The organism is Streptomyces harbinensis, from assembly GCF_900116145.1.
In the GTDB taxonomy this organism is placed as follows: domain Bacteria; phylum Actinomycetota; class Actinomycetes; order Streptomycetales; family Streptomycetaceae; genus Streptomyces; species Streptomyces carpaticus.
The window spans coordinates 173,979-198,646 of record NZ_FPAB01000005.1 but is presented as its reverse complement, the minus strand read 5'-3'; the positions used below and the strand labels follow the sequence as shown (position 1 = coordinate 198,646).

Here is a 24,668-nt window from a genome sequence, read left to right as displayed (position 1 = left end):
GCTCCCCGAACATCCCACCACCTGACCCACGGGCCGCAGACACCCACCAAAACCCCTGCACGGCCTTGCATCTGCTACCCCATCCGGCCTAACGTGCCGCGCATGCGTTCCTACACGATCGGCCGCGCCGCCCGGCTGCTCGGGGTCAGCCCCGACACCGTCCGCCGCTGGGCGGACGCAGGCCGGCTGCCGACCCGGCGGGACGAGGCCGGCAAGCGGATCGTCGCGGGCGCCGACCTCGCGGCCTTCGCCGTGACCCTCGCCGCCGAAGGGGCGGACGACGACGCGGGCGAGGCGTACACCAGCACCCGCAACGCCTTCCCCGGCATCATCACCGCCGTCAAACTCGGCGACATCGCCGCCCAGGTGGAGATCCAGGCCGGACCGCACCGGCTGGTCTCCCTGGTCACCCGGGAGGCCGTCGAAGAACTCGGCCTCGCCGTCGGCATGGAGGCCACCGCCCGGGTCAAGGCCACCAGCGTGCACATCGACCGGGGGAACGACCAGTGAAGACCCGGCTGCTCGGCTGCGCGGCGGCGCTGTCCGCCACCGTCCTGCTGGCCGGCTGCGCCACCGACGGCGACGGCGACCGCGCCACCACCGAACTGACCGTCCTGGCCGCCGCCTCCCTCACCGACGTCTTCACCGAGGCCGGCGCGCTCTTCGAGGACGAACACGACGGCGTCACCGTCCGGTTCTCCTTCGCCGGCTCCCAGGAGCTCGCCGCCCAGATCAACCAGGGCGCCCCCGCCGACGCGCTGGTCACCGCCGACACCGCCACCATGGAGGCGGTGCGCGCCGAGACCGGCGACCACGGCGCGCCCGCCGTCATCGCCCGCAACGCACTCGTCATCGTCACCCCGCCCGGCAACCCCGCCGGCGTCACCGACCTGGCCGGCCTCGGCCGGGACGGGCTCCGCCTCGTGCTGGCCGCCCCCGAGGTCCCGGCCGGCCGCTACGGCGAGGAGATCCTGGACCGGGCCGGCGTCACCGTCACCCCCGTCTCCCAGGAGCCGAACGTCCGCGCCGTCCTCAGCAAGGTACGGCTGGCGGAGGCCGACGCCGGCCTGGTGTACGCCACCGACGCCGCCTCCGCGGGCGACGCGGTGGACACCTTCCCCATCCCGGCCGGACAGAACGTCGTCGCCGAGTACCCCGCCGCCGTCCTCAACAGCACCGCGCACCCCGACGAGGCCGCCGCCTTCGTGGCCTGGCTCGGCAGCGCACCCGCCCAAGAACTGCTGACCGACGCCGGCTTCGCCGCCCCGTGAAACGCCGCACCGTACCGCTGACCCTGCTGCTCCCGGCCGCCGGGGCCATCGCGTTCCTCCTCGTCCCGCTGCTGGGCATCGTCACCCGGGCGCCCTGGTCCTCCCTGGCCGGCCGGCTCACCGACCCGGCCGTCACCGAAGCCCTGCGGCTCTCCCTGGTGGTCTCGGGGTGGGCGCTGCTGATCTCGCTGCTCCTCGGCATCCCGCTCGCCTGGCTGCTGGCGCGCGCCCGCGTACCCGGCAAACCCCTGATCCGCTCGCTCGTCCTGCTCCCCATGGTGCTGCCGCCCACCGTGGCCGGGGTGGCGCTGCTCCAGGGCTTCGGCCGGCGCGGACTGCTCGGCGACTGGCTGGCGTCGGTGGGCGTCAGCCTGCCGTTCAGCACGGCGGGCGCGGTGGTCGCCGCCGCGTTCGTCGCCATGCCGTTCCTGGTCATCAGCCTGGAGGGCGCGCTCGCCGGCATCGACCCGCTGTACGAGGAGGCCGCCGCCACCATGGGCGCGGGACCGCTGCGCATCCTGTGGCTGGTGACGCTCCCCATGGCGCGGCCCGCGCTGGTGGCGGGGGCGGCGCTGGCCTGGGCGCGGGCCCTGGGCGAGTTCGGCGCCACGATCACCTTCGCCGGGAACCTGCCGGGCACCACCCAGACGCTGCCGCTCCAGGTCTATCTGCTGCTCCAGAACGACCCGGCCGGGGCGACCGCGCTCTCCCTGCTGCTGCTCGCGGTGGCCGCCACCATCCTCACCGCGCTGCGCGGCCGGTGGCTCCCGGTGGGCGGGGGCGGGCGCTGAGGGTCACCCGCTTGCGCCCCAGCACGTGCGGCGCCCGTGGGCCGGGCCGGAAGATGAGCGTCCCCGACCGATCGGAGCCGTCGATGTACCGTGCCCGCCTGACCGCCGTCCTCTCCGTCCTGGCGCTGCTGCCGGCGGCGGGCTGTACGGCGGGCGGTGGCCCCGAAACCGTCGCGGAGACGGAGTCGCCCTCGGCGAGCGGCCCGGTGGCGACCGACCAGCTGCCCGAAGAGCTGACCGGCCAGCAACCCGACTGGTCGGCCTGCCCGGCCCCCGACTCCGAACAGGGCGACACCGGCGGCTCCCCCTCCCCGCTGCCGGACGGCGCGACCTGGGAGTGCGCCACCATGAAGGCCCCCGTCGACTACTCCGACCCCGGCGGCGACACCCTCGACCTCGCGCTGATCCGGGCCCGCAGCACGGCGGGCGACGACGAGCGCATCGGCTCGCTGCTGTTCAACTTCGGCGGCCCGGGCGGCTCCGGGGTGGCGACGCTCCCGGCGTTCGGCAGCGACTACACCGAACTGGCGGGGCGCTACGACCTGGTGAGCTTCGACCCGCGCGGCGTCGGCGCCAGCGACGGCCTGGTGTGCCTGAACGGCACCCAGCTCGACTCCTACTTCGCCGAGAACCTGGTCCCCACCGACGAGGCCGGCGAACAGGACCACCTCACCCGGCTGCGTTCCTTCGCCGCCGCCTGCGAATCCGCGGCGGGCCCGCTCCTCCCCCACCTCACCACCGTCAACACCGCCCGCGACATGGACCTGATGCGGCACGTGCTCGGCGACGACAAGCTGCACTACTTCGGCATCTCGTACGGCACCCAGCTGGGCGGCGTGTACGCGCACCTCTTCCCGCAGCGGGTCGGCCGCGCCGCCCTGGACGCGGTCGTGGACCCGACCGCCGACGCCCGGCAGGGCGCGCTCGCCCAGGCCGAGGGCTTCCAGCAGGCCCTCACCGCCTACATGGAGAGCTGCGCGCAGAGCGAGGACTGCCCGCTGGGCGGCTCCCCGGATGAGGGCGAGCGGAAACTGAACGACTTCCTGGACGGCCTGCGCTCCACTCCGCTCCCCACCCAGGACCCGGACGGTCGGCCTCTCACCGAATCGCTCGCCTGGAGCGGCATCGCCCAGTCGCTGTACTCGGAGGACTTCTGGCCCTTCCTCACCCAGGGCCTGGAGGAGGCGATGGCCGAGGAGGACCCGGACGGCACCATCCTGCTCACCCTCGGCGACTCCATGAACGGCCGCAACCCGGACGGGACGTACTCCACCCTCCAGTCCTCCCTGGTGGCGATCAACTGCGCCGACACCGACCAGCGCTACGAGATCGCGGACGTGCACAACGCGCTGCCCGAGTTCACCGACGCCTCCCCGGTCTTCGGCCCCGGCATGGCCTGGTCCCTGCTGAGCTGCACCGACTGGCCGGTGACCGGGGCCCAGGCCCACCCGGACGTCAGCACCACGACCGACGCGACGATCCTGCTGATCGGCACCACCGGCGACCCGGCCACGCCGTACGCGGGCACCACGAACATGCGCGAGGCGCTGGGCGAGGACAAGGCGGTGGAACTCACCTACGAGGGCGAGGGCCACGGCGCGTACAACAGCGGCAACAGCTGCGTCCAGGACACGGTGAACGCCTACCTCCTGGACGGCAAGGTCCCCGAGGACGGCAAAACCTGCTCCTGAACGCGCTAGCCGGCCGGCGGCCACGGCGCCGGGTTCAGAACGTGCGGGCCAGCAGCATGCCGCCGAGGGTGAGCATCGTGGCGGCGACCAGGCCGTCGAGGATCCGCCAGGCGCCGGGGCGGGTGAGCACGGCGCCCAGCCGCCGGGCGCCGTAGCCGAGCGCGGTGAACCACACCAGGCTGGCCAGCATCGCGCCGGCGCCGAAGACCCAGCGCAGCGAGCCCCGTTCGGCGGCGACCGAGCCGAGGAGCAGCACGGTGTCCAGGTAGACGTGCGGGTTGAGCCAGGTCATGGCCAGGCAGGTGAGGACGGCGGTACGGACCGAGCCCGCCGTGGTGCCCTCGGTGGACAGCGCCTGTTCGCCGGCGGGACGCAGGGCGCGGCGGGCGGCGAGGGCGCCGTAGCAGAGCAGGAAGGCGCCGCCGGCGAGTCCGATCGCGGTGAGGGCGGGCGGCCAGGCGGTGACCAGCGCGCCGAGTCCGGCCACGCCGAGGGCGATGAGCACGGCGTCCGACAGCGCGCAGATGGCGACCACCGCGAGCACCGCCTGTCCGCGGGCGCCCTGCCGCAGGACGAAGGCGTTCTGCGCGCCGATGGCGACGATGAGGGAGAGCCCGGTGCCGAATCCGGCGAGGGCGGTGGGGGCGATGGCGCTGTTCACGAGGTACGACGCTAAGGACGCCGCTGTCATGAGTACAGCTAAAGTTTCTTAGCTATCGTAAGGAATCGTGATGATGGATCTGCCGGTCGACCAGGTACGCACCCTCCTCGCCGTCGTCGACGAGGGCACGTTCGACGCGGCGGCCACCGCCCTGCACATCACGCCCTCCGCCGTCAGCCAGCGGATCAAGACCCTGGAGCAGCACACCGGGCGCGTCCTGCTGATGCGGACGAAGCCGGTGCGGCCCACCGAGTCCGGGCAGGTGGTGGTGCGTTTCGCGCGCCGGCTGGCCGCGCTGGAGCGCGACGCGCGCGAGGAGCTGGGGATCGCGGCGGGCGCCGGGGCGGCCCGGCTGCCGATCGCGGTGAACGCGGACTCGCTCGCCACCTGGTTCCTGCCCGCCCTCACCCGGGTGCCCCAGGACCCGCCGATCTGCTTCGACCTGTACCACGAGGACGAGGCCCACACCGCCACCCTGCTGCGCGAGGGCCAGGTGATGGCGGCGGTCACCTCGTCCGCCGAGCCGGTGGCGGGCTGCCTGGTGCGCCCGCTGGGCCGGGTCCGCTATCTGCCGGTGGCCGCGCCCGGGTTCGCCGGGCGGCTGCTGGCGGGCGGGCCGCTCGCCGCGCGGCTGCCGGACGCGCCGGTGATCGTCTTCGACCGGCGCGACGCCCTCCAGGACCGGTTCGTCCGCGCCCTCACCGCCGGCGCGCACGGCGCCGCCGCCCTGCGGCACCACGTCCCCACCTCCGAGGGCTTCCGGGACGCGATCGCCGCCGGCCTCGGCTGGGGCCTGGTCCCGGAACCGCAGGCCACGCCGCTGCTGCGGGCCGGTGCTCTGGCCCTGCTCGCGCCGGGCGAGCGGCTGGACGTCCCGCTGTACTGGCAGCAATGGAAGCTGGACGTCCCCCCGCTGGCCCTGGTCGCCCGGACGGTGGCCGACGCCGCCGCCACCTCCCTGTACCAGCCATGACAGGCCGCCCGGGTAGCCTCCCCGGGGAGGTGGTTCGGTGCGGCGCGCAGTCGGGGCCCTGGCCGGGATGTGTCTGCTGGCGGCCGGCTGCACCGCCGCGCCCGCCGACGGCGACGCGCCGATACCCGGCGCCGGGGACGCCGCCGGCTCCCCACCGGCCGCCGCCGGGCCGGAGTTGCCCGCCGCGCTGACCGGGCAGGAGATCGCCTGGGGCCCCTGCGGCGCCCCCACCACCGAGCAGGGCGCCGGCGAGGCGCCGGGCGCGGAGTGGGAGTGCGGCGAGCTGACCGTTCCGCTCGACTACGCGCGGCCGGACGGGGAAACACTGCGCCTCGCCCTGATCCGGATCCCCGCCGAGCCGGGCGCCGGCCGGATCGGCTCACTGGTCTTCAACTTCGGCGGCCCCGGCGGCTCCGGAGTCGCCGCCCTCCCCCGCGTCGTCCGCACCTACGAGCCGCTGCGCCAGGGCTTCGACCTGGTCTCCTTCGACCCGCGCGGGGTGGGCGCCAGTTCCCCCGTCGTCTGCCGCGACGGCGCCGCCCTGGACGCGGACGGGCAGGAGGACCCCGGGGTCCCGCGCACCCGCGCCGAGGGCGAGGAACGGGCCGCCGCCGTCCGGGAGCTCGGCGCCGACTGCGCGGCCGCCGCCGGGGACCTGCTGCCGCATCTGCGCACCGTCGACGCCGCCCGGGACCTGGATCTGCTGCGCCGGGCGCTCGGCGACGCCCAGTTGCACTACTACGGCGCCTCCTACGGCACCAAGCTCGGCGCCGTGTACGCGCACCTCTTCCCGCGGCGGGTGGGACGTACCGTCCTGGACGCCGTCGTGGACCCGACCCGGGATGTCGTCGAACGCGCGCTGCTCCAGACCGAGGGGTTCGAGCTGGCGCTCGGCAACTACCTGGCCGGCTGCGGCGATCCGGCCGGCTGCCCCACCGCCGCCGACATCGAGCGGTTGCTGGAGCGGCTGCGCGGGGCGCCCCTGCCCACCTCGGGGCCGCGCCGGCTCACCCAGTCGCTCGCCTTCACCGGCGTCATGTCCACGCTGTACTCCCCGCAGTCCTGGGGGTTCCTCACCCGCGCGCTGCGGCAGGCCCTCGACGAGGGCCGGGGCGATCTGCTGCTGGCCGCCGCCGAGCAGTACAACGGCCGGGCCGCCGACGGCGGCTACCGCAACCTGCACGCCGCCAACCGCGCCGTCAACTGCGCCGACTTCGCCTCCCGCCCCACGGTCGACGACGTCCTCGGGCAGCTGGACGCCTTCCGGGAGATCTCACCCGTCTTCGGGGAGCACTTCGCCTGGGGCCTGCTCGCCTGCGAGGGCTGGCCCGTCACCGGCGAGCGCGACCGGCCCGAGGTACGCGCCGAGGGCGCCCGCCCCGTCCTGCTGCTGGCGACCACCGGCGACCCGGCCACCCCGTATGCCGGGGCCGAACGGATGCGGGACGCGCTCGGGCCGGGGGTCGGCGTCCTGCTGACGTACGACGGGGAGGGCCACGGCGCGTACGCCTCGGGCGATCCGTGCGTCACCGCCGCCGTCCACGCCCAGTTGCTGGCCGGCGCCACGCCCGAGGACGGCACGGTGTGCCCGTGAGAACACGCGAGCGGCCGGGACCCGTCCGGGCCCCGGCCGCACACCGCACCGCCGGCCGTCAGTAGACGGGCTTGGCGGGCTCGATCTGGTGCACCCAGCCGATGACGCCGCCGCCCACGTGCACGGCGTCCGCGAAGCCGGCGTTCTTCAGCACCGCCAGCACTTCCGCACTGCGGACACCCGTCTTGCAGTGCAGGACGATCCGCCGGTCCTGCGGCAGCGTCTGGAGCGCGGTGCCCATCAGGAACTCGTTCTTCGGGATCAGCTTCGCGCCCGGGATGGACACGATCTCGTACTCGTTGGGCTCCCGGACGTCGATGATCTCGATCTTCTCGTCCGCGTCGATCCACTCCTTGAGCTGCTTCGGAGTGATCGTGGAGTCCTGCGCGGCGGCCTGCGCCTCGTCCGAGACGACCCCGCAGAACGCCTCGTAGTCGATCAGCTCGGTGACCGTCGGGTTCTCCCCGCACACCGCGCAGTCGGGGTCCTTGCGCACCTTGACCTGCCGGTAGGTCATCTCCAGGGCGTCGTAGACCATCAGCCGCCCCACCAGCGGATCGCCCGTCCCCGTCAGCAGCTTGATCGCCTCGGTGACCTGGATCGAGCCGACGGACGCGCACAGCACGCCCAGCACGCCGCCCTCGGCGCAGGAGGGCACCATGCCCGGCGGCGGCGGCTCGGGGTACAGGCAGCGGTAGCACGGGCCGTGCTCGGACCAGAAGACCGACGCCTGGCCGTCGAAGCGGTAGATGGAGCCCCAGACGTACGGCTTGTTGAGCAGCACGCACGCGTCGTTGACCAGATAGCGGGTGGCGAAGTTGTCCGTGCCGTCGACGATGAGGTCGTACTGGCTGAACAGTTCCATCACATTGGACGAGTCGAGGCGCTCGTCGTGGATGTTGACCTGGACGTACGGGTTGATGCCCTGCACCGTCTCCTTGGCCGAGACGGCCTTGGGACGGCCGATGTCGGCCTGGCTGTGGATGATCTGCCGCTGGAGGTTGGACTCGTCGACCTCGTCGAACTCGACGATGCCGAGCGTGCCGACGCCCGCCGCCGCCAGATACATCAGCGCGGGCGAGCCGAGCCCGCCGGCGCCCACCGCGAGCACCTTGGCGTTCTTCAGCCGTTTCTGTCCCGCCATCCCCACATCCGGGATGATCAGATGGCGGGAGTACCTGCGGACCTCGTCGACGGTGAGCTCGGCAGCCGGCTCGACCAGGGGTGGCAGCGACACGGGGACTCCGATGGTCAAAGGGACAGACGTTCTCCGTACAACAGTGCCACGCGGTGGCGCATTCCGAGACGGGCGTCCTGACTCCTGAGACGCCCGTCCCGGAAGGCCGTCCTACAGGCGGCAGGCCGCCTCCATCCAGATGTCGGCCAGCGATTCCTCCAGGCCGATCCGGGCCCGCCAGCCCAGCCGGTCGCGCGCCGTGCGCACGTCCGCCTGCTGCCAGGCGCCGCAGCCGTCGGGGTACGGCACGGGCTGCGGCGGCGGGGCGGGCAGCCCGGACGGCTCGGGGCCGCGCGGCGGGGGCGGGCCCAGCGGGGCGTCCAGTTCGTGCAGCGCCCCGGCGTAACCGGAGATCCGGGCCAGCGCGGTGGCCGCCTCGCGCAGCCGGACCGCGTGCCCGGTGCCGATGTTGACCACGCCCTGCGCCGCCGACAGGGTCGCCGCGTGCACGGCCCTGGCGATGTCGCGGACGTCCACGAAGTCCCGCTGCACCCCGAGCCCGGTCAGCTTCAGCTCGCTGTCGCCGTGCTGCATGGCGCGCCGCAGCGAGTCGGCGAGCCGGCCCAGCGGCGAACCCGCCGGCGTACCGGGCCCGGTCGGGGAGAACACCCGCAGCACGATCGCGTCAAGACCGGAGCCCAGGACGAGTTCGGTGGCGGCCAGCTTGCTCACCCCGTACGGGCCGCCGGGCCGCGCCAGCGCGTCCTCGGCGATCGACGAACCCGGCTGGGACGGCCCGTACTCGGCCGCGCAGCCCACGTGCACCAGCCGCGAGCGGCAGCTGCTGCGCCGTACCGCCTCGCACACGGTGGCGGTGGCAACGGTGTTCTGCCGGGTCAGCTCGCTGGCGGTGCCCCGGATGGCGCCGGCGCAGTTGATCACCACGCCCGGGTGGACCGCGTCCAGGAACCGGGTGAGGGCACCGGGGCTGCCGGTGGCGAGGTCGAAACGCACATCGGCCTCGTCGCCGCGGCCCAGCGCGGTGAGGTGGACGGCGGGGTCGGCGAGGAGCCGTTCGGCGACGAACCGGCCGACGTAGCCGCCGGCGCCCAGCAGCAGGACTCTCATCGGTCTTCCTCCCGTCGGCCGGTGCGGACGGGGGGATGGGGTGGGTGGGTCATGGGGGGTTGGCTCCTCTTGCGTCGCGTCATGCGTGGGGTCGGGGGGGATGGGGGGACTGCGCGGGCCGCCGTCAGTGCGTGCGTGGGGGCGGACCGTGATGGGCGAAGGCTCCCGCGAGGGCGCGGGAGGCCGGGACGAGCAGGACGGCCGCCGTCGCGCCACTGGCCGCGGCGTGCAGCGCGGGCGGGGCGCCCGGCAGCGCGACGAGCAGCAGATGGAGGGCGCCCGCCACCGCGGGGCCGGCTGCCGCCGCGCGGTGGAAGCCGTGCGCGGCCAGCAGGACGGACTCGAAGAGGAGCACGCCCAGGGCCGTGGTCTGCGCGGTCACGGCCCAGCCGGCCGCCGCCGGGGGAAGCAGCGGCCACAGGGCGGCCTGGGTGGCGGCGAGCCCGGCGGTGAACAGCAGCAGCGATCCGGCCAGCAGGGCCCGTGCTCCGCCCGCGAACTCCCGCAGGCTGCGGCTGCCGGCCAGCCGGCGCCGGGAGCGGGCCGCGAACCAGTCGCGGCACCACACGGCCGGGACGACCGCGACCGCGGGCGGCAGCAGCGCGCCGGGGCCGGCCCGGTACCAGAGCAGGGCGACCAGGGGGAGGGCGCACAGCGCCGCCAGCCGCGCGCGGCCCGGCCGGTACAGCAGCACGCCGCCGGCCAGCACGGCCGCCGCGGTGAGCGCGGCCTGGAGCGGACCGGGGACCGCCATGCCCGCCGAGACCAGCGCGGCGGGAAGCGGGGTCAGCAGCCGGCGGGGTAACCGGCGGCGGCGCGCGGGGGCCCGGTGCCGGGCGGTCCCGGGCGGCGCGAGCGGGGCGCGCGCCGGGGGGGTGCCGTGAGGGCGGGCGGGCCCCTCGGCCGCCTCCCCGGAGCGTGGGGTGCGGGCATACAGCTCCTCTGCCAGGGAGAACACATCGCGGTGCCGGAACCGGGCCGCGGTGCTGTCGGTGACGCCGTGCGCCTCCAGCGCGGCGGCGATCTCCAGCGGGTCGGTGGCCCGTTCGCACAGCTCGCGGTGCCGGTGCATCAGCACCCGTACGGGGTCGGCCGGCGCCCTCACGCGGGATCACCGGGGCCCGTGCCGTGACCGGGTTCGGTGAGCGCGCCGAGGGCCGGTATGGCCCAGCCGGGCGGGGCCGCCGGTACCGGGGCGGTCAGAAAGCTCTCGGCGGGGCAGGCGAACGGGACGTCCGGGTCACCGGGCGGTGCGGCTGCCGAGCGGCGCACCGGACCGGTCGAGATCATCTCCAGATAGATCCGGTCGAACGCCGCCACGTTCCGCTCGATCGTGAACAGTTCCAGCGCCCGGGCGCGCGCCGCCGCGCCCAGCCGGGCCCGGCGCGCCGGGTCCCGCAGCAGCGCCACGCAGGCGTCGGCCAGGGCCCGCGGGTTGCGCGGCGGCACCACCAGGCCCGTCCCGCCGATCACCTCGCACACCGATCCCACCTCGGTGCACACCGCCACCCGCCCGCTGAACATCGCCTCGATCAGCGTCACCGGGAAGCCCTCCACCGCGCTGGAGAGCACGAACACGCTCCCCGCGGCGTACGCGTCGGCCAGCGTGGGCAGTTCGGGGCCGCCGATCTCCTCGAACGAGACGGGGCTGACGCCCTCGGCGTACGGGTCGGCCGACTCGGCGGGGAACAGCTGGGCCGCCATCGTCCGGCAGTGCGCCAGATAGCCGGCGTCGCCCGGCGCGCCGCTCACGATCCGCAGCCGCGCGGCGGGCTCCGCCCGGCGCACCTCGGCGAACGCGTGCAGCAGCCCCACCAGGTCCTTGGCGGGCGCGGCCCGCCCCACCCAGACCAGGGTCGGCGGCGCGGGCGGCGCCGTGCGCGCCGTGCCCCGGCGCGCCGCGCGCTCGGTCTCGCCCTCCCCCACCGCGAGGAACGGCCGTGCGTCCAGGCCCGGGTAGACGGTACGCAGCCGGTCCCGGTCGGCGCCGCAGCGCTCCTGCCAGCGGCGCACATGGGTGTTGCCCGGGGTGATGAGCGTGGCCCTGGCGTACGCCTCGCGGGCCAGCCGGGCCTGGAAGGACGCCAGCAGGGCGCGCACCGGGGCGCCCGCGGCCGAGGGCGGCAGCGCGTGGGCGGCGCGCGCGGCGCTCGCCGCACTGCTCAGATAGTGCTCCCGCAACCGGACCCCGTACTCGGTGATCAGCAGCGGGGTGTCGAAGAAGTGCCGGGCGAGCAGACCGGGCAGCGCGGCGGGGCCACCGCCCACCGCGTGGCACAGATCGACCGCCGCGAGCCCTTCGTCACCGTCGGGGCCGGAGCCGTACCAGTCCAGCGACAGCGGGCGCAGCGCCCGCTCCAGGCGCTCGGCGACCGCCAGCAGATCCGGTACCTGCGCGGCGTGCACGGCGCGCGGCGCGCCGGGCGCCCGGCAGGCGGACTCCAGCACCCGGACCGCCTCGTCCGAGCGCAGCCAGCCGCTCAGCCCGCCGAACTCGACGGCCGTTCCGGCCATGCCGTACAGCCCGGCGGCGAAACGGTCCGCCTGGGCGGCGGCCCGGTCCGGTGCCGCCGTCTCGCCCCAGCACAGGGCGGCGGTCAGCTCGGCGAAGTGCTCGGCGTAGCGGCGCCCCAGCCGGCGTGCGGGGCGCCCGGTGCCGCCGGAGCGCGGCGGCTGACCCCACAGCGGGGCGGTGCGCACCCGGCGCACGTTCGGCGGCAGCTCCCGCCAGGGGCCCGAACTCTGGCTCCGTCCGCGACTGAGCGCGCAGATCTCGAACTCGTGCCTGGCCAGTCCGCGCAGCAGTTGATCGCACCACACGACGGACTCGCCCTGCGCGAAGGGGTATCCGCCCTCCGTGAGCAGCGCGATACGCACCGGCGCACCTCCCCTGGATGCCTGGGACTCGGTTGGACATCAGCGGGAAGACGGTATGTCCGCAGGAGCAGGCCACGACGGACGGTTGTCCGCCACACCACCAGAAGGGGTGAAGAAACGTGACTTTGGACGGAGTTCAGTCGTTAGGCGCGGACCCGGCGTCGTTCTCCGGGTGCGGCCAGGGGTTGGGACGGCAGGTCAGCCCATTGGTCCAGGTGAGGAATTTGGTCTGCTGCATCATCACCGGGGCCAGGGCCCCCTCGGCCGAACAGCCCACATGGCCGTAGCCGATCCGGTGCCCGACCTCGTGGTTGATCAGCATCTGCCGGTACGCGTGCATGTCGTCGCCGTAGGTCTCGGCGCCCTGCGCCCAGCGCCAGGCGTTGATCATGACGCGCTCGGTGCTGGCCGAGTCGCAGGAGACGTTGGTCTGCCGGATGTCAAGACCCGACTTGTCGCACCATTCGGCCGTGGTGCCGGGTGAGGCGAGCGTGATCACGAAGTCGTAGTCGCCGGAGGAGACCCGGGCGAAGCCGCGTTCCCCGTTGTTGCCCCAGCTGCGCGGGTCGCTGAGGGTGCGGTGCACGGCCTCCGCGAACAGCTCCGCGTCCAGGCCGATGCCCGCCTCCACGTCCACCCGGTAGCGCAGCAGGGTCACCGCGTCGGGGTCGGCGGCCGGTTCGCTGCCGCCGACCGGGACCAGTTCGCCGCCGCCCGTCAGGTCCGGGTCGAGCGGGAAGCGGCTGTCCATGAGTTCGTCGTAGGTGGGTTCCGGGTCCGGCTCCCGGTCCCGGTCCTGGTCCGGAGCGGTGTCGGTCGCACCGTCCGCCGCCGTCTCCCGCGGCGGCAGGTCCTGCTGGCCCAGGTGCGGGCGGTTGTCGCCCGCCCCGCCCCCGCTCATGGCCGCCGGGCCGTCCGTCTCACCGGCGACCACCACGGTCAGCACGGCGGTCACGGCAGCGGCGGCGGCCCCGGTGACCGTACGGCCCCAGCCGCCGCGCCGCGCCGCCCGCCGGCGCGCCGCGCGGTGCCGCCCGGCGCCCGGCTCCGGACGGGCCGTCCGGGGAGCGGGCTCCGGCTCCCGCGCCGCCCCGGTCTCCGCCGCCGCGGGCTCCCGCTCCGGCTCTGGCTCCGGTTCCGCTCCGCCGCCGGGCCCGGGGCCCGGCGCCTCCCCGGACGGCTCGCCCGCCCCGCCCTCGGCCCCGGGACGGCGGGGCCCCGGGACGGACAGCGGGCGCCCGTACTGCTCCTCGCTGAAGGCGTCGATGTACTCCTGCCTCGGCGCGCCTGACCCGCCCGGCCCCCCGGAGGGTGCGGGGGCGGTACCGGCGGCGTCATGGCGGTCCATGCGGCTCCTCAGTGGTGGCCGTCTTCGTCAGGGGTGGCCGCGGTCTCGGCCAGAAATTCCCGGAACACATCCGCCACCACGCCCGGATACTCCATCATGGCCACGTGCCCCGCGTCCGGAAGCAGGACGAACCGGGCGTCGGGGAAGGTCTGTTCCGCCCGGCGCGCCGAGCGGGCCGACACCAGCTTGTCCCGGCCCCCGTACACCAGCAGAGTGGGCGCCAGCACCCGTTCCGCATGCTTCCACAGCGACTGCTGCCCGCCCAGCGTATAGGCGTTGACGAGTCCGCGCGCACTGCGGCTCAGCGACTGCCAGAAGTACGGCAGGGCCTGGCGCCGCTCGAACTCGGCGACGGCGGCGGCCAGTTCCTCCGGTGCTATCCGGTCCGGATCGCCGTAGGTGAGGGCCAGCACATCCCGGGCGCGGCTGGCCGGCGGCAGATCGCGGGCCAGCCGGCGCAGCAGATGCGCGACCCCGGGCGCGGCGAGCAGCGCGGTGGGCAGCGCCGTGCGCGGGACCCGCACCTCCGGCAGCGCCGGGGAGATGAGGGTGAGGGTGCGCACCAGGTCGGGGCGGAGCGCGGCGACCCGGGTGGCGACGGCCCCGCCGAGCGACTGGCCCACCAGGTGGACGGGCCCGCGCCCGCCGGCCGCCACCGCCCGGATGACGGCCCGGGTGTGCGTGTACAGCGAGTAGTCGCCGTCGGCCGGGGGCGGCGAGGCACCGTGCCCCGGCAGGTCCACGGCCAGGCAGTCCACGTCGCCGTCCACCCGCGCCATCAGCGCGGACCAGTTGCGGGAGGAGCCGCCCAGCCCGTGCACGAAGACGGCGGGCTCCAGCCCGGCCCGGTCCCCGGCCCGCCCGCGCAGCGCCAGGGTCATGCCGGCGCCGGTGGGAGAGGCGGGGAGGGCGAGGAACGCCGAGGTCTCCCCGTCCCGCAGTTCCATCGAGACGTCGGTGCCCAGATCCGGCGGCCACGGCGCGGGCGCGGACGGCGGCGGCTGTCCGGGCGGCTCCGAAGCGTTCCGCGTCCGGGGCTCTTCGGTGGATGGCATGGCGCAATATTACGAGTCCGCATCGTGGACGCCCGCCGCCCCCGTTCGCCATCACCGCCATCGGCTCCTACGCTGGGAAACGCCCAACCGGTCGTCCGGGAGGTGAGGCGTGATGAGTGCGGATCCACGCGAGCCCGGCGGGCTCGACGAGTACCTGGCGGAGCTGGACGAGGAGGAGAGCGACGCCTACGGGCGCGGGCGCGCGTCGCCCGACCCCGAGGCGCCGGAGGCGGACGCCGCCGAGCAGCGGCTGGAGCTGCTCCAGCACCGTGACACCCCGCTCACCGACCGTGAGGGGGACGAGGTGGACCCGGCGGACGCGGCGGAGCAGGCCCGCGTGGTGGACCCGGGTGACGAGGAGTACCCGCCCTGAGCACGCACCGCGGGCGCGATGTCCACCAGGTGAAATCCTCCGGCGGACGTGGGCGGGGCCCGATGCCCCGAACGTACGATGGCCAGTCGGGACCGGTCCTGCCGGCCGGTCCGACCGACACGGACCACTCACCGGGAGGCGGCGTGAGCGCCATCGAGCAGACCGAGGCTCGGCCCCGCGGCACCCGCCTGCCGCGCCGGGCCCGCCGCAACCAGCTGCTGGGGGCGGCCCAGGAGGTGTTCGTCGCGCAGGGCTACCACGCGGCGGCCATGGACGACATCGCCGACCGCGCCGGGGTGAGCAAGCCGGTGCTGTACCAGCACTTCCCGGGCAAGCTCGATCTCTATCTGGCGCTGCTCGACCAGCACTGCGAGGCGCTGCTGCGCTCGGTGCGGCAGGCGCTCGCCTCCACCCAGGACAACAAGGCGCGGGTGGCGGCCACCATGAACGCCTACTTCGACTACGTGGAGCACGAGGGCGGCGCGTTCCGGCTGGTCTTCGAGTCGGATCTGACCAACGAGCCGCAGGTGCGCGAGCGGGTGGACCAGGTGTCGCTGGACTGCGCCAAGCTGGTCGGCGCGGTGATCGCCGAGGACACCGACCTGCCGGAGGAGGAGTCGATGCTGCTGGCGGTGAGCCTGTGCGGAATGGCGCAGGTGACCGCCCGGCACTGGCTCAGCTCCGGGCAGCCGGTGCCGCGCGAGGTGGCGAAGTCGCTGATCGGGGCGCTGGCGTGGCGGGGCATCGCGGGCTTCCCGATGCAGAACCCGCCCGCGTCCTAGGCCGTGTCTTTTGGATCTTCGTGGATCAGGCCGCGGCGTCAGATGCGGTGCATCGCAAGGCGGAGGATCTCGCTCGTACCGGGTCGTACTCGCGAGATGCGACAACGCAGCGAGGTTCCCCCAGGCCCTTGAGGGCCTGGGAGGTACCCCCATCCGCTGGCGGCGCGGCCCCGCGAAGATCCGAAAGACACGGCCTGAGCCGGGCCACCGTTCCCGGGGCCGGGGGGCTGTTCGCTGAGGGCGTTGCCCGCCGCGATCCGGCTCCGTTGGCGCCCGGATACGCTGTGCGGGTATGCCTGCGGCGCGGACCATCGCGCACGACAGCACGACAGCACGTCAGTGACCAGCGGAGGGACAAGCCGTGGAGATCAAGATCGGCGTTCAGCACACGCCGCGCGAGATCAGCCTCGAAAGCGGGCAGTCTGCCAAGGAGGTGGAAACCGCGGTCGCCGAGGCGCTCTCCGGGGACAGCAAGCTCCTGAGCCTGACCGATGAGAACGGCCGCAAGATCCTGGTCCCGGCAGACCGGATCGCGTACGTGGAGATCGGCCAGCCCGCGGTGCGCCGGGTGGGCTTCGGCGCCCTGTGACGCACTCCGGCCGGTCCTGGTGACGGTGCGGTGAACACACGCTGAACAGCGCAAACGGCGGTCCGGTGAACTCCCGGGCCGCCGTTTCGCCGTCCGTCGCCGGTGGTAGGAGCGGGGTGTGATCGTGCTGACGCTGTTGTCGATGATGACCGGGCTCGCGGTCGCCGCCCTGGCGACCGGGCGGCTGCCGCGCCGGGACTTCCCGCACCGCGCGCTCACCCTGGCCACCGGTGCGGTGGCAGGCCTGGTGGGCTGGGGCCTGAGCCGTGCCGTGTTCGGCCCGGGTGCCGCGCTGCCGGGGCTGGCCACCGCCGCGGTGGTCGCCGCGGTCCTGGTCTCGCTGCTCGCCCGCCCGGAGTCGGGCGCCGCCCCCGCCCGTCCGCTCCCCGGACCGTCAGCACCCACCAGCTGATCGGGGCTTACAGTGGGGGAATGCCCGCCACCGGTACGCGCGCCGGCGCCCCCGCCACGACCCCCACCGGGGCCACCGGGACCGGCACCGGCCTCGCCACGGCCCCCCGCCTCGACATCGCGCTGCTGGCCGTCGCCGTCGCCGGTATCTCGCTGTCCGGGCCGCTGATCACCGCCATCGCCGCCCCCGCCCTGGCCATCGCCTTCTGGCGGAACGCCGCGGCAGCCGCCGCCCTGGCCCCCGCCGTCCTGCTGCGCGGCCCGCTGCGCCGCGAGGTGCGCCGCATGGGCCGCCGCAACCTCGTCCTGTCCGCCCTGGCCGGCGCCGTCCTCGCCGCGCACTTCGCGCTGTGGCTGCCCAGCCTGGAGCTGACCTCGGTGGCCTCCTCCGTCGCCCTGGTCACCACCACCCCGATCTGGACCATCCTGCTGCTGCGGCTGCGCGGCCACCGCCCCCCGGCCGCCGTGTGGACCGGCGTCGGCATCGCCTTCACCGGCGCACTGCTGCTCACCGGCGTCGATCTGACCGTCTCCGCCCGGGCCCTGGCCGGCGACGCCCTCGCCCTCGGCGGCGGCATCGCGGCGGCCGTGTACGTACTGATCGGCGCCGAGGTGCGCCGCACCACCAGCACCACCGCGTACACCTTCGTCTGCTACACCACCACCGCCGCGCTGCTGCTGCCCGTGTGCCTGATCGGCGGCGCCTCGCTCGCCGGGTACTCGGCCGAGACCTGGCTGAAACTGCTGCTGCTGACCGTCACCGCCCAGCTGCTCGGCCACTCCCTGATGAGCCGGGTGGTCACCAGCCTGGGCCCGTCGGTGACCTCCACCGCCATCCTGCTGGAGACCCCCGGCGCGGCCCTCATCGCCGCCGTCTGGCTCGGCCAGCGCCCCGAACCGGCCGCCTACCCCGCGCTCGCCGTGATCCTCGCCGGGCTCGCGCTCGTCATCCGGGCGGAGAACGGCCGCGCCGCGCCCAGCCCTTAAGCTCACCCCCATGCTCCAGCACACCGAGTCCGCTCTCGTCTCGGCCCTCGGCGAGATCGACGCCCGCGCGGCTGTCACCTTCCTCGGCGCCGACCGGATCGAGGTGCTGCGCTTCCGCGACCCGGACGCCCCGCTGGTGCGGTACGCCACGCTCGGCATGTCCGCCTCCCCCATGACCGACCCCACCGCCGCCGTCGCCGACCCGCTGCGCGGCCCGCGCGCCGAGCTGCTGCTCACCGTGCACGCCGGCCACCCGGCCACCGACCGGGTGCTGCGCCCGCTGGCGGTGCTCGCCGCCGCGCCGCAGGTCGAGGGCCTGGTGGTACGTCCCGACGCCTGTCTCGACCTCGGCGAGCCGCTGTGGCCCGGCGCCCCGTTCAGCGCCGTCCTGGTCGCCGAGAGCGGCGGCCTGGTGCCGGACCTGCCGCTGCCCGGCCCCTGCGACCCGGTGCGGTTCTTCCCGCTGCTGCCCATGACCCCGGCCGAGACCGCCTGGCAGCGCGCCCGCGGCCCGGAGGCCCTGCGGGCCGCCTGGCTGGCACACGGCACCGATCTGCGCGACCCGGACCGCTCCGCCGTACCCCTGTCCGGGTGACGCTTCTTGACGGATTCGTGCGACACGGGGACCGTTGGGTGACATGAGGGGCGAATTCAGTTGCCCGAAGTGCGGGAGCAAGGTGCGCGCTCCCGGGCTCTTCTCCGACTCCTGGCAGTGCTCGGCCCACGGCGCCGTCCATCCGCTCCAGCCCATCATCCCGCCCAGCGTGGACGCGCTCTCGGTGGTGGTGGGCCGCACCGAGGTGCCCGTGTGGATGCCGTGGCCGCTGCCGGTGGGCTGGCTGTTCACCGGCGTGGCCGCCGCCGGTGACGAGCGCAGCGGGGGACGGGCCTCGGTGATCGCGTGCTCGGGTCCGGGGCCGCTGGGCGGCGCCTGCGATCTGCTGCTGATAGCCGAGGAGCTGGGCGTGGGGCTGGGCGCCCGGTACGCGGGGGTGGCCGGTCCTGACCCGGGTCCTCACCTCGCGACGGAGGCCCCGCCGCAGGTCAAGATGCTGGCGGCCGGGCGCCCCACCCCGCTGTGGCAGGTCACCGACGCCCCCGCGGACCGCGCGGTGTTCGCCGGGGAGGCGATGGGGATCTGGCTGTGGGCGGTGGTGTGGCCGCAGGCGTCGGGGGTGCTGCTCTACGACGAGCTGCTGCTGACCGATCTGCGGGACGCCGGCTCCGAGTTCGACCTGCTGCCCTGCGGCGCCCTCTCCCCCCGGATCCTGACCCGGCCCGTCCCGGGCGGTGAGTAGGCTGGGCGGGTGCTCATCGACCTGCACACGCACTCCACCGCGTCCGACGGTACGGACTCACCCGCCGCGCTGATGCGCGCCGCCGCCGGCGCCGGCCTGGACGTGGTGGCGCTCACCGACCACGACACGGTCGCCGGCCACGCCGAGGCGCTGGCCGCGCTGCCGCGCGGGCTGACCCTGGTCACCGGCACCGAGTTCTCCTGCCGGATGGACGGCATCGGCCTGCATCTGCTCGGCTACCTGTACGACCCCGACGAGCCGGAACTGGCCCGCGAGCGGCAGCTGGTGCGCGACGACCGGGTGCCGCGCGCCCAGGCGATGGTGGCCCGGCTGCGCGAGCTGGGCGTGGACATCACCTGGGAGCGGGTGCGCGAGCTGGCGCAGGGCGTGGTGGGCCGGCCGCACATCGCGGCGGCGATGGTGGAGGCCGGGGTGATCGGCAGCGTCTCGGACGCCTTCGCGCCGGAGTGGATCGGGGACGACGGGCGGGCGCACGTCGGCAAGCACGAGCTGGACGTGTTCACCGCGATCCGGCTGATCAAGGCCGCGGGCGGGGTGTCGGTGTTCGCGCATCCGGCGGCGGCGCACCGGGGCGCGGTGGTACCGCTGCCGGCGATCGCCGAGCTGGCGGCGGCCGGCCTGGACGGCATCGAGGTGGACCACATGGACCACGACCCGGCCACCCGCGCCGCGCTGCGCGCCCTGGCCGGGGACCTGCGGCTGCTGCCCACCGGCTCCAGCGACTACCACGGCGAGCGCAAGACGATCCGGCTGGGCGAGCACACCACCGCCCCGGAGGTCTACGAGGAGCTGGTGGACCGCGCCTCCGGCGGCGCGCCGGTCACCGGCTGACGGCCTCCGCCGGGTCCCCGCGGTCCAGCGCCCGCCAGAAGTCGAGGAGTTCGGCCGCGGTGGCGGCGGGCCGCTCGGTGTTCGGGGAGTGCTCCGAGCCGCTGATGACGGTACGGCGGGCCCGCAGCCGGGCCGCCATCGCGTCCAGCTGGGCGATCGGCCACACCCCGTCCCGTACCCCGGACACCACGTGCACGGGCACGCCGGTGGCCGCGAGGTGCTCCACCCGGTCCGGCTCGTGCCGCAGGGTGCGGCCGGTGGCGATCAGCTGGGCGGGGGTGGTGGCCAGCCAGCGGCGGCGCAGGAAGCCGTCCACGCCCAGCGGGGAGACGACGCCCTCGGTGCCGGTGGACGCGTCGGGCACGGCCGCGTCCGGCAGCGCCTCCCGGGTGCGGTGGGTGACCCGCCAGACGCCGGTGGTGCCCAGCACGGGCAGCCCGGCGGTCAGGAAGCGGGTCTTCCAGCGCTGCCAGGAGACCACCTTGCCGGGCCCGGAGGCGATCAGGGTCAGCGAGGCGAACGGTGTGGCGCCGCCCTCCGCGGCCCGCAGCACCGCGCCCCGGGCGATCAGCCCGCCGAGGGAGTGGCCGGCCAGATGGAGCGGGGTGCCTTCGAGCGCGAGCGCGTCCGCCTGCGCGAGGACGTCCTCGGCGAGCGCGCCGAGCCGGTAGGAGTCCCAGCCGTGCCCGCCGGGTGTCTCGTACTGGCCCCGCCCGTCGACCGCCACCGCCCGGTAGCCGGCCGCGGCCAGCGGCTCCAGCAGGGCGATGAAGTCCTCCTTGCTGCCGGTGTATCCGGGCACCAGCAGCACGGTCCCGGCCGGTTCCCCCACGGGCGCGGCATCCAGCGCGGCGAACGCGCCGCGCCGGGTGCGCAGCCGGTGGGCCCGGGTGCCGGGCGGCATCTGTGTGAAAGGCGGCCTGCTCACACCCGTCACCCTATCCGGGCCCTCCGTGCCGTGACATCCGGCGGTCACCCGGACGAAACCCGGGGGGCACCCGCCGGCCGGAGGCTGACGGAGGCTGTTCTTCGCGCGTCGTCTGGGCCAGAATCTACGCGCGTTACGCCCGTTGTGCCCGAACCACCCCACCGAGGAGCCGAATCCATGCCGCTGAACCGCCGAACGTTCCTGGGCACAACCGCCGCCACCTCCGCCGGAGTGGTCCTCGCCGGCGGCGCGGCGGCGCCGTCCGCCGCCGCCGCGCCCGGCCACGGGGCCAAGCGGCACACCTTCTCCGTGCTCGGCACCACCGATCTGCACGGCCACGTCTTCAACTGGGACTACTTCACCGACGCCGAGTTCGCGGACGCGGACGGCAACGACGTGGGTCTTGCCAAGCTGTCCACCCTCATCGACGAGGTGCGCGCCGAGAAGGGCGGGCGCCGCAACACCCTGCTCATCGACGCCGGCGACACCCTCCAGGGCACCCAGCTCGCGTACTACTACGCCAAGATCGACCCGATCACCGCCCGCCGCGGCCCGGTGCACCCGATGGCCCGGGCCATGAACGCCATCGGCTACGACGCCGCCGCGCTCGGCAACCACGAGTTCAACTACGGCATCCCGCTGCTGCGGAAGTTCGAGGAGCAGTGCGACTTCCCGCTGCTGGGCGCCAACGCCCTGGACGCCCGCACCGAACGGCCCGCCTTCCCCGCGTACCACATGGCCACCGTCCCCGCCCCGCGCGGCCGGGCCGTCAAGGTGGCGATCCTGGGCCTGACCAACCCCGGCATCGCGATCTGGGACCGCGCCCACGTCGAGGGGAAGATGACCTTCCCCAGCCTGGAGCGGCAAGCCGCGCACTACGTGCCCCGGCTGCGGTCGATGGGCGCCGACGTGGTGATCGTCTCCGCCCACTCCGGCACCAGCGGCACCTCCTCCTACGGCGACGCGCTGCCGCACATCGAGAACGCCGCCGCCCTCGTCGCCGAGCAGGTCCCCGGCATCGACGCCATCCTGGTGGGCCACGCGCACACCGAGATCGCCGAACACCGGGTGACCAACGCCGAGACCGGCAAGGACGTGGTGCTGTCCGAGCCGCTGTTCTGGGGCAAGCGGCTCACCGTCTTCGACATAGCCGTCGCCTGGGAACGCGGCCGGTGGGTGGTCGAATCCGTCTCCGCCGAGGTGCGCAACACCAACACCGTCGCCGAGGACCCGCGCATCACCCGGCTGCTGCGCACCGAGCACGAGCGGGTGGTCGCCTACGTCAACCAGGTCATCGGCACCGCGAGCGAGGCGATGGCCGCCACCGACGCGGCGTACAAGGACGAGCCGATCATCGACTTCATCAACTTCGTGCAGACGGAGACGGTGACGGCGGCACTGGCCGGCGGGGCGTACGCGGACCTTCCGGTGCTCTCCCAGGCGGCGTGCTTCTCGCGCAGCGCGGCGATCCCGGCGGGCGAGGTGACGATCCGCGACGTGGCCGGGATGTACGTCTTCGAGAACACCCTGGAGGCCCGGCTGATCACCGGCGCGCAGCTGCGCGACTACCTGGAGTTCTCGGCACGGTACTTCGTGCGGACGCCGGCCGGGAAGGAGGTCGACCCGGCGCGGCTGACGAACGCCGAGGGCATCCCCGACTACAACTACGACGCGGTCAGCGGCGTCACCTACGACATCGACATCGCCGAACCGGCCGGCTCGCGGATCACCGATCTGCGGTTCGCGGGCGAGCCGGTGGCGGACGACGCGCGGTTCGTGCTCGCGGTCAACAACTACCGGGCCAGTGGCGGCGGCAACTTCCCGCACATCGCCACGGCCGAGCAGGTGTGGGCGAACTCGGACGAGATCCGCAACACGATCATCTCCTGGGTGCAGGAGAACGGCGAGATCGATCCGGCCCGGTTCGCCTCGGTGGACTGGCGGCTGACCCGTGCGGGCCAGCCCGTCTTCGACCGCTAGCCAGTCCGTCAGCTGTCGGCGGCGCCGCTGGTGGTGGTACGGCGGCGGCGCCGGCGACGGCGCGGGGTACGCGGCGCACCGTCCGCCGGTGCGGCCTCCGGCTCCGCGGCGCTCTGCTCCGGCACGGCGGCCGTGGCGGCGGCCGGCGCGTCGGCGGCCACGGCCACCCCGCCCCGGGTACGGCGCCGCTGCCGGCTGCGGGTGCGCCGGGGACGCTCCGCCTCCTCGGCACCGGCCTTGGCCCGGCCGCCACCGCCGGACCGCTTGCTCTCGCGCCCGCCCAGGTCCTCCACCTCTTCGGCGGCCAGCCCCGCCCGGGTCCGCTCGGCGCGCGGCAGTATCCCCTTGGTGCCCTCGGGGATGCCGAGCACCTCGAACAGGTGCGGCGAGGTCGAGTACGTCTCGGCCGGGTCGTGGAAGTCGAGATTCAGCGCCTTGTTGATCAGCTGCCAGCGCGGGATGTCGTCCCAGTCGACGAGCGTCACGGCCGTACCGGTGTTCCCGGCCCGGCCGGTGCGCCCGATGCGGTGCAGATAGGTCTTCTCGTCCTCGGGCGTCTGGTAGTTGATCACATGCGTGACCCCCTCCACATCGATGCCGCGCGCCGCGACATCGGTGCACACCAGCACATCGACCTTGCCGTTGCGGAACGCCCGCAGCGCCTGCTCGCGCGCGCCCTGCCCCAGGTCGCCGTGGACCGCGCCGGAGGCGAACCCGCGCCGCGACAGCTGGTCGGCGACATCGGCGGCGGTGCGCTTGGTGCGGCAGAACACCATCGCGAGCCCGCGCCCGTTCGCCTGGAGGATGCGGGCGACCATCTCCGGCTTGTCCATCGAGTGGGCCCGGAACACGTGCTGGGTGATGTTGGCCACCGTCGCACCCGCGTCGTCCGGGTCGGTGGCCCGGATGTGGGTGGGCTGGCTCATGTAGCGCCGCGCCAGGCCGATGACCTGGCCCGGCATCGTGGCGGAGAACAGCATCGTCTGCCGCTTGGCGGGCAGCTGCTCCATGATCTTCTCGACGTCGGGCAGGAAGCCGAGGTCGAGCATCTCGTCGGCCTCGTCCAGCACCAGGGTGCGGATCTGCGACAGCCGCAGCTTGCGCTGCCCGGCCAGGTCGAGCAGCCGGCCCGGCGTGCCGACGACCACGTCGACACCGCGCGCCAGCGCCTCGACCTGCGGCTCGTACGCCCGGCCGCCGTAGATCGACAGGACGCGCACGTTGCGCACCTTGCCGGCGGTGAGCAGATCGTTGGTCACCTGCTGGCACAGCTCGCGGGTGGGGACGACCACGAGCGCCTGCGGGGCCTCGGTCAGCTCCTCGGGACGGGCCCGGCCCGCCTCGACGTCCGCGGGGACGGTCACGTTCTCCAGGAGGGGAAGCCCGAAGCCGAGGGTCTTGCCGGTACCGGTCTTCGCCTGGCCGATGACATCGGTGCCGGCCAGCGCGACGGGAAGGGTGAGTTCCTGAATGGGGAAGGGGGTGACGATGCCGACGGCTTCGAGCGCCTCGGCGGTCTCGGGAAGGATCCCGAGATCTCGGAATGTGGTGGTGGCGGACAGGGTGGTTGCCTCTTCTGTGTGTCGCGGCGCACGTGGCGGCGAGGCGGGTCTTCCGTACCGCGCCGGTACGATGGCGGCCCGCCTTGGGGCCGTCCGGGGCGCGGGACCCGGTCGTCTCGCTCAAGCGCACGCACCGCGCGAGCGGGTCCCTCATACCGTGGTGGCTGCGGGGCGCACCCACCACGCGGAGGGCTGGTCAGGTCGGAGCCGATCGGCCAACCGACCGGACATCCTCGGAGGTCAAGGGACCCGGGCTGATCCTGGGCCCATCGGACTCCGGCATGAGAAGGCCCCACCACCTCCGGGCGGGCCTCTATAGCACTGTACCCCGGAACCGCGC

The 24,668-nt window shown here is 74.6% G+C and carries 23 protein-coding genes and 1 pseudogene; 15 read left to right on the top strand and 9 right to left on the bottom strand.

All coding sequences use genetic code 11. From position 1 onward, the window contains the following. The first annotated feature begins 102 nt into the window (after positions 1-102). The 4 genes from BM385_RS15880 to BM385_RS15865 all read left to right on the top strand — a co-directional run bounded on the left by BM385_RS15880 (position 103) and on the right by BM385_RS15865 (position 3,753). Complete coding sequence (locus tag BM385_RS15880) at positions 103-510, top strand: TOBE domain-containing protein (RefSeq protein WP_019434928.1); 408 nt, start codon at positions 103-105, stop codon at positions 508-510. Further along, entirely contained in the window at positions 507-1,271 is a 765-nt protein-coding gene (modA, locus tag BM385_RS15875; RefSeq protein WP_093843427.1) for a molybdate ABC transporter substrate-binding protein, read from the top strand. The genes BM385_RS15880 and modA overlap by 4 nt, the downstream gene beginning before the upstream one ends. After that, complete coding sequence (locus BM385_RS15870; RefSeq protein ID WP_093843426.1) at positions 1,268-2,062, top strand: ABC transporter permease; 795 nt, start codon at positions 1,268-1,270, stop codon at positions 2,060-2,062. The genes modA and BM385_RS15870 overlap by 4 nt, the downstream gene beginning before the upstream one ends. Before the next feature lie 83 nt (positions 2,063-2,145). Then, positions 2,146-3,753, top strand: coding sequence for an alpha/beta hydrolase (locus tag BM385_RS15865; protein WP_093843425.1), 1,608 nt, complete (start codon positions 2,146-2,148; stop codon positions 3,751-3,753). Positions 3,754-3,787: 34 nt separating this feature from the next. Here BM385_RS15865 and BM385_RS15860 read toward each other — a convergent pair whose 3' ends face one another. Beyond that, positions 3,788-4,444: a LysE/ArgO family amino acid transporter gene (locus BM385_RS15860; protein ID WP_276034467.1), complete on the bottom strand. Its 657-nt coding sequence runs from the start codon at positions 4,442-4,444 to the stop codon at positions 3,788-3,790. Between the two features lie 40 nt (positions 4,445-4,484). Here BM385_RS15860 and BM385_RS15855 point away from each other — a divergent pair, with 40 nt between their 5' ends. Beyond that, the gene (locus BM385_RS15855; RefSeq protein WP_093843424.1) at positions 4,485-5,387 is read left to right on the top strand and encodes a LysR family transcriptional regulator ArgP; all 903 of its coding nucleotides are present in this window, start codon (positions 4,485-4,487) and stop codon (positions 5,385-5,387) included. Positions 5,388-5,424: 37 nt separating this feature from the next. Next, positions 5,425-6,981 carry an alpha/beta hydrolase gene (locus tag BM385_RS15850; RefSeq protein ID WP_246337942.1) on the top strand — a complete coding sequence of 519 codons (1,557 nt, stop codon included), beginning with the start codon at positions 5,425-5,427 and terminating at the stop codon, positions 6,979-6,981. A 58-nt stretch (positions 6,982-7,039) separates the two neighbouring features. Here the strand turns inward: BM385_RS15850 and moeZ are convergent, their stop codons facing one another. The 6 genes from moeZ to BM385_RS15820 form a co-directional block, all read right to left on the bottom strand. Further along, positions 7,040-8,218: an adenylyltransferase/sulfurtransferase MoeZ gene (gene moeZ, locus BM385_RS15845; protein WP_019434921.1), complete on the bottom strand. Its 1,179-nt coding sequence runs from the start codon at positions 8,216-8,218 to the stop codon at positions 7,040-7,042. A 111-nt stretch (positions 8,219-8,329) separates the two neighbouring features. Then, the gene (locus BM385_RS15840) at positions 8,330-9,286 is read right to left on the bottom strand and encodes an NAD-dependent epimerase/dehydratase family protein (protein WP_019434920.1); all 957 of its coding nucleotides are present in this window, start codon (positions 9,284-9,286) and stop codon (positions 8,330-8,332) included. A gap of 124 nt (positions 9,287-9,410) precedes the next feature. Continuing rightward, a complete protein-coding gene (locus BM385_RS15835; RefSeq protein WP_093843423.1) occupies positions 9,411-10,391 on the bottom strand; it encodes a hypothetical protein in 981 nt (326 codons plus the stop codon). Next, positions 10,388-12,163: a DUF3492 domain-containing protein gene (locus tag BM385_RS15830; protein WP_093843422.1), complete on the bottom strand. Its 1,776-nt coding sequence runs from the start codon at positions 12,161-12,163 to the stop codon at positions 10,388-10,390. Before BM385_RS15830 ends, BM385_RS15835 begins: the two co-directional genes overlap by 4 nt. Before the next feature lie 136 nt (positions 12,164-12,299). Then, positions 12,300-13,511 carry a DUF3152 domain-containing protein gene (locus BM385_RS15825; RefSeq protein ID WP_093843421.1) on the bottom strand — a complete coding sequence of 404 codons (1,212 nt, stop codon included), beginning with the start codon at positions 13,509-13,511 and terminating at the stop codon, positions 12,300-12,302. 8 nt (positions 13,512-13,519) lie between these two features. Beyond that, entirely contained in the window at positions 13,520-14,566 is a 1,047-nt protein-coding gene (locus BM385_RS15820; protein ID WP_093843420.1) for an alpha/beta fold hydrolase, read from the bottom strand. A 112-nt stretch (positions 14,567-14,678) separates the two neighbouring features. On the opposite strand from BM385_RS15820, the gene BM385_RS15815 reads away from it, so the two are divergent. The 8 genes from BM385_RS15815 (at position 14,679) to BM385_RS15775 (ending at position 19,858) form a co-directional block, all read left to right on the top strand. Continuing rightward, positions 14,679-14,939, top strand: coding sequence for a hypothetical protein (locus BM385_RS15815; RefSeq protein WP_093843419.1), 261 nt, complete (start codon positions 14,679-14,681; stop codon positions 14,937-14,939). A gap of 143 nt (positions 14,940-15,082) precedes the next feature. After that, positions 15,083-15,721, top strand: coding sequence for a TetR/AcrR family transcriptional regulator (locus tag BM385_RS15810; protein ID WP_019434914.1), 639 nt, complete (start codon positions 15,083-15,085; stop codon positions 15,719-15,721). Positions 15,722-16,082: 361 nt separating this feature from the next. Next, positions 16,083-16,310, top strand: a complete 228-nt coding sequence (locus BM385_RS15800; protein WP_019434913.1) for a DUF3107 domain-containing protein — start codon at positions 16,083-16,085, stop codon at positions 16,308-16,310. Positions 16,311-16,428: 118 nt separating this feature from the next. Continuing rightward, positions 16,429-16,722, top strand: a complete 294-nt coding sequence (locus tag BM385_RS15795) for a hypothetical protein (protein WP_019434912.1) — start codon at positions 16,429-16,431, stop codon at positions 16,720-16,722. A gap of 20 nt (positions 16,723-16,742) precedes the next feature. After that, positions 16,743-17,708 (top strand): DMT family transporter, encoded by a 966-nt coding sequence (locus BM385_RS15790; protein WP_093843418.1) that lies wholly within the window; start codon positions 16,743-16,745, stop codon positions 17,706-17,708. Positions 17,709-17,718: 10 nt separating this feature from the next. Then, positions 17,719-18,303: a suppressor of fused domain protein gene (locus BM385_RS15785; RefSeq protein ID WP_019434910.1), complete on the top strand. Its 585-nt coding sequence runs from the start codon at positions 17,719-17,721 to the stop codon at positions 18,301-18,303. A 43-nt stretch (positions 18,304-18,346) separates the two neighbouring features. Continuing rightward, a complete protein-coding gene (locus BM385_RS15780; protein ID WP_026047618.1) occupies positions 18,347-19,006 on the top strand; it encodes a DUF6758 family protein in 660 nt (219 codons plus the stop codon). 9 nt (positions 19,007-19,015) lie between these two features. Further along, positions 19,016-19,858 carry a PHP domain-containing protein gene (locus tag BM385_RS15775; protein ID WP_019434908.1) on the top strand — a complete coding sequence of 281 codons (843 nt, stop codon included), beginning with the start codon at positions 19,016-19,018 and terminating at the stop codon, positions 19,856-19,858. Here BM385_RS15775 and BM385_RS15770 read toward each other — a convergent pair. Next, complete coding sequence (locus BM385_RS15770; protein WP_026047617.1) at positions 19,848-20,786, bottom strand: alpha/beta fold hydrolase; 939 nt, start codon at positions 20,784-20,786, stop codon at positions 19,848-19,850. The genes BM385_RS15775 and BM385_RS15770 overlap by 11 nt on opposite strands. Before the next feature lie 177 nt (positions 20,787-20,963). On the opposite strand from BM385_RS15770, the gene BM385_RS15765 reads away from it, so the two are divergent. Continuing rightward, complete coding sequence (locus tag BM385_RS15765) at positions 20,964-22,766, top strand: bifunctional metallophosphatase/5'-nucleotidase (RefSeq protein ID WP_093843417.1); 1,803 nt, start codon at positions 20,964-20,966, stop codon at positions 22,764-22,766. Between the two features lie 26 nt (positions 22,767-22,792). Here BM385_RS15765 and BM385_RS15760 read toward each other — a convergent pair. After that, positions 22,793-24,400, bottom strand: a pseudogene (locus tag BM385_RS15760) (DEAD/DEAH box helicase); the annotation flags it as partial. Positions 24,401-24,668 lie beyond the last annotated feature (268 nt).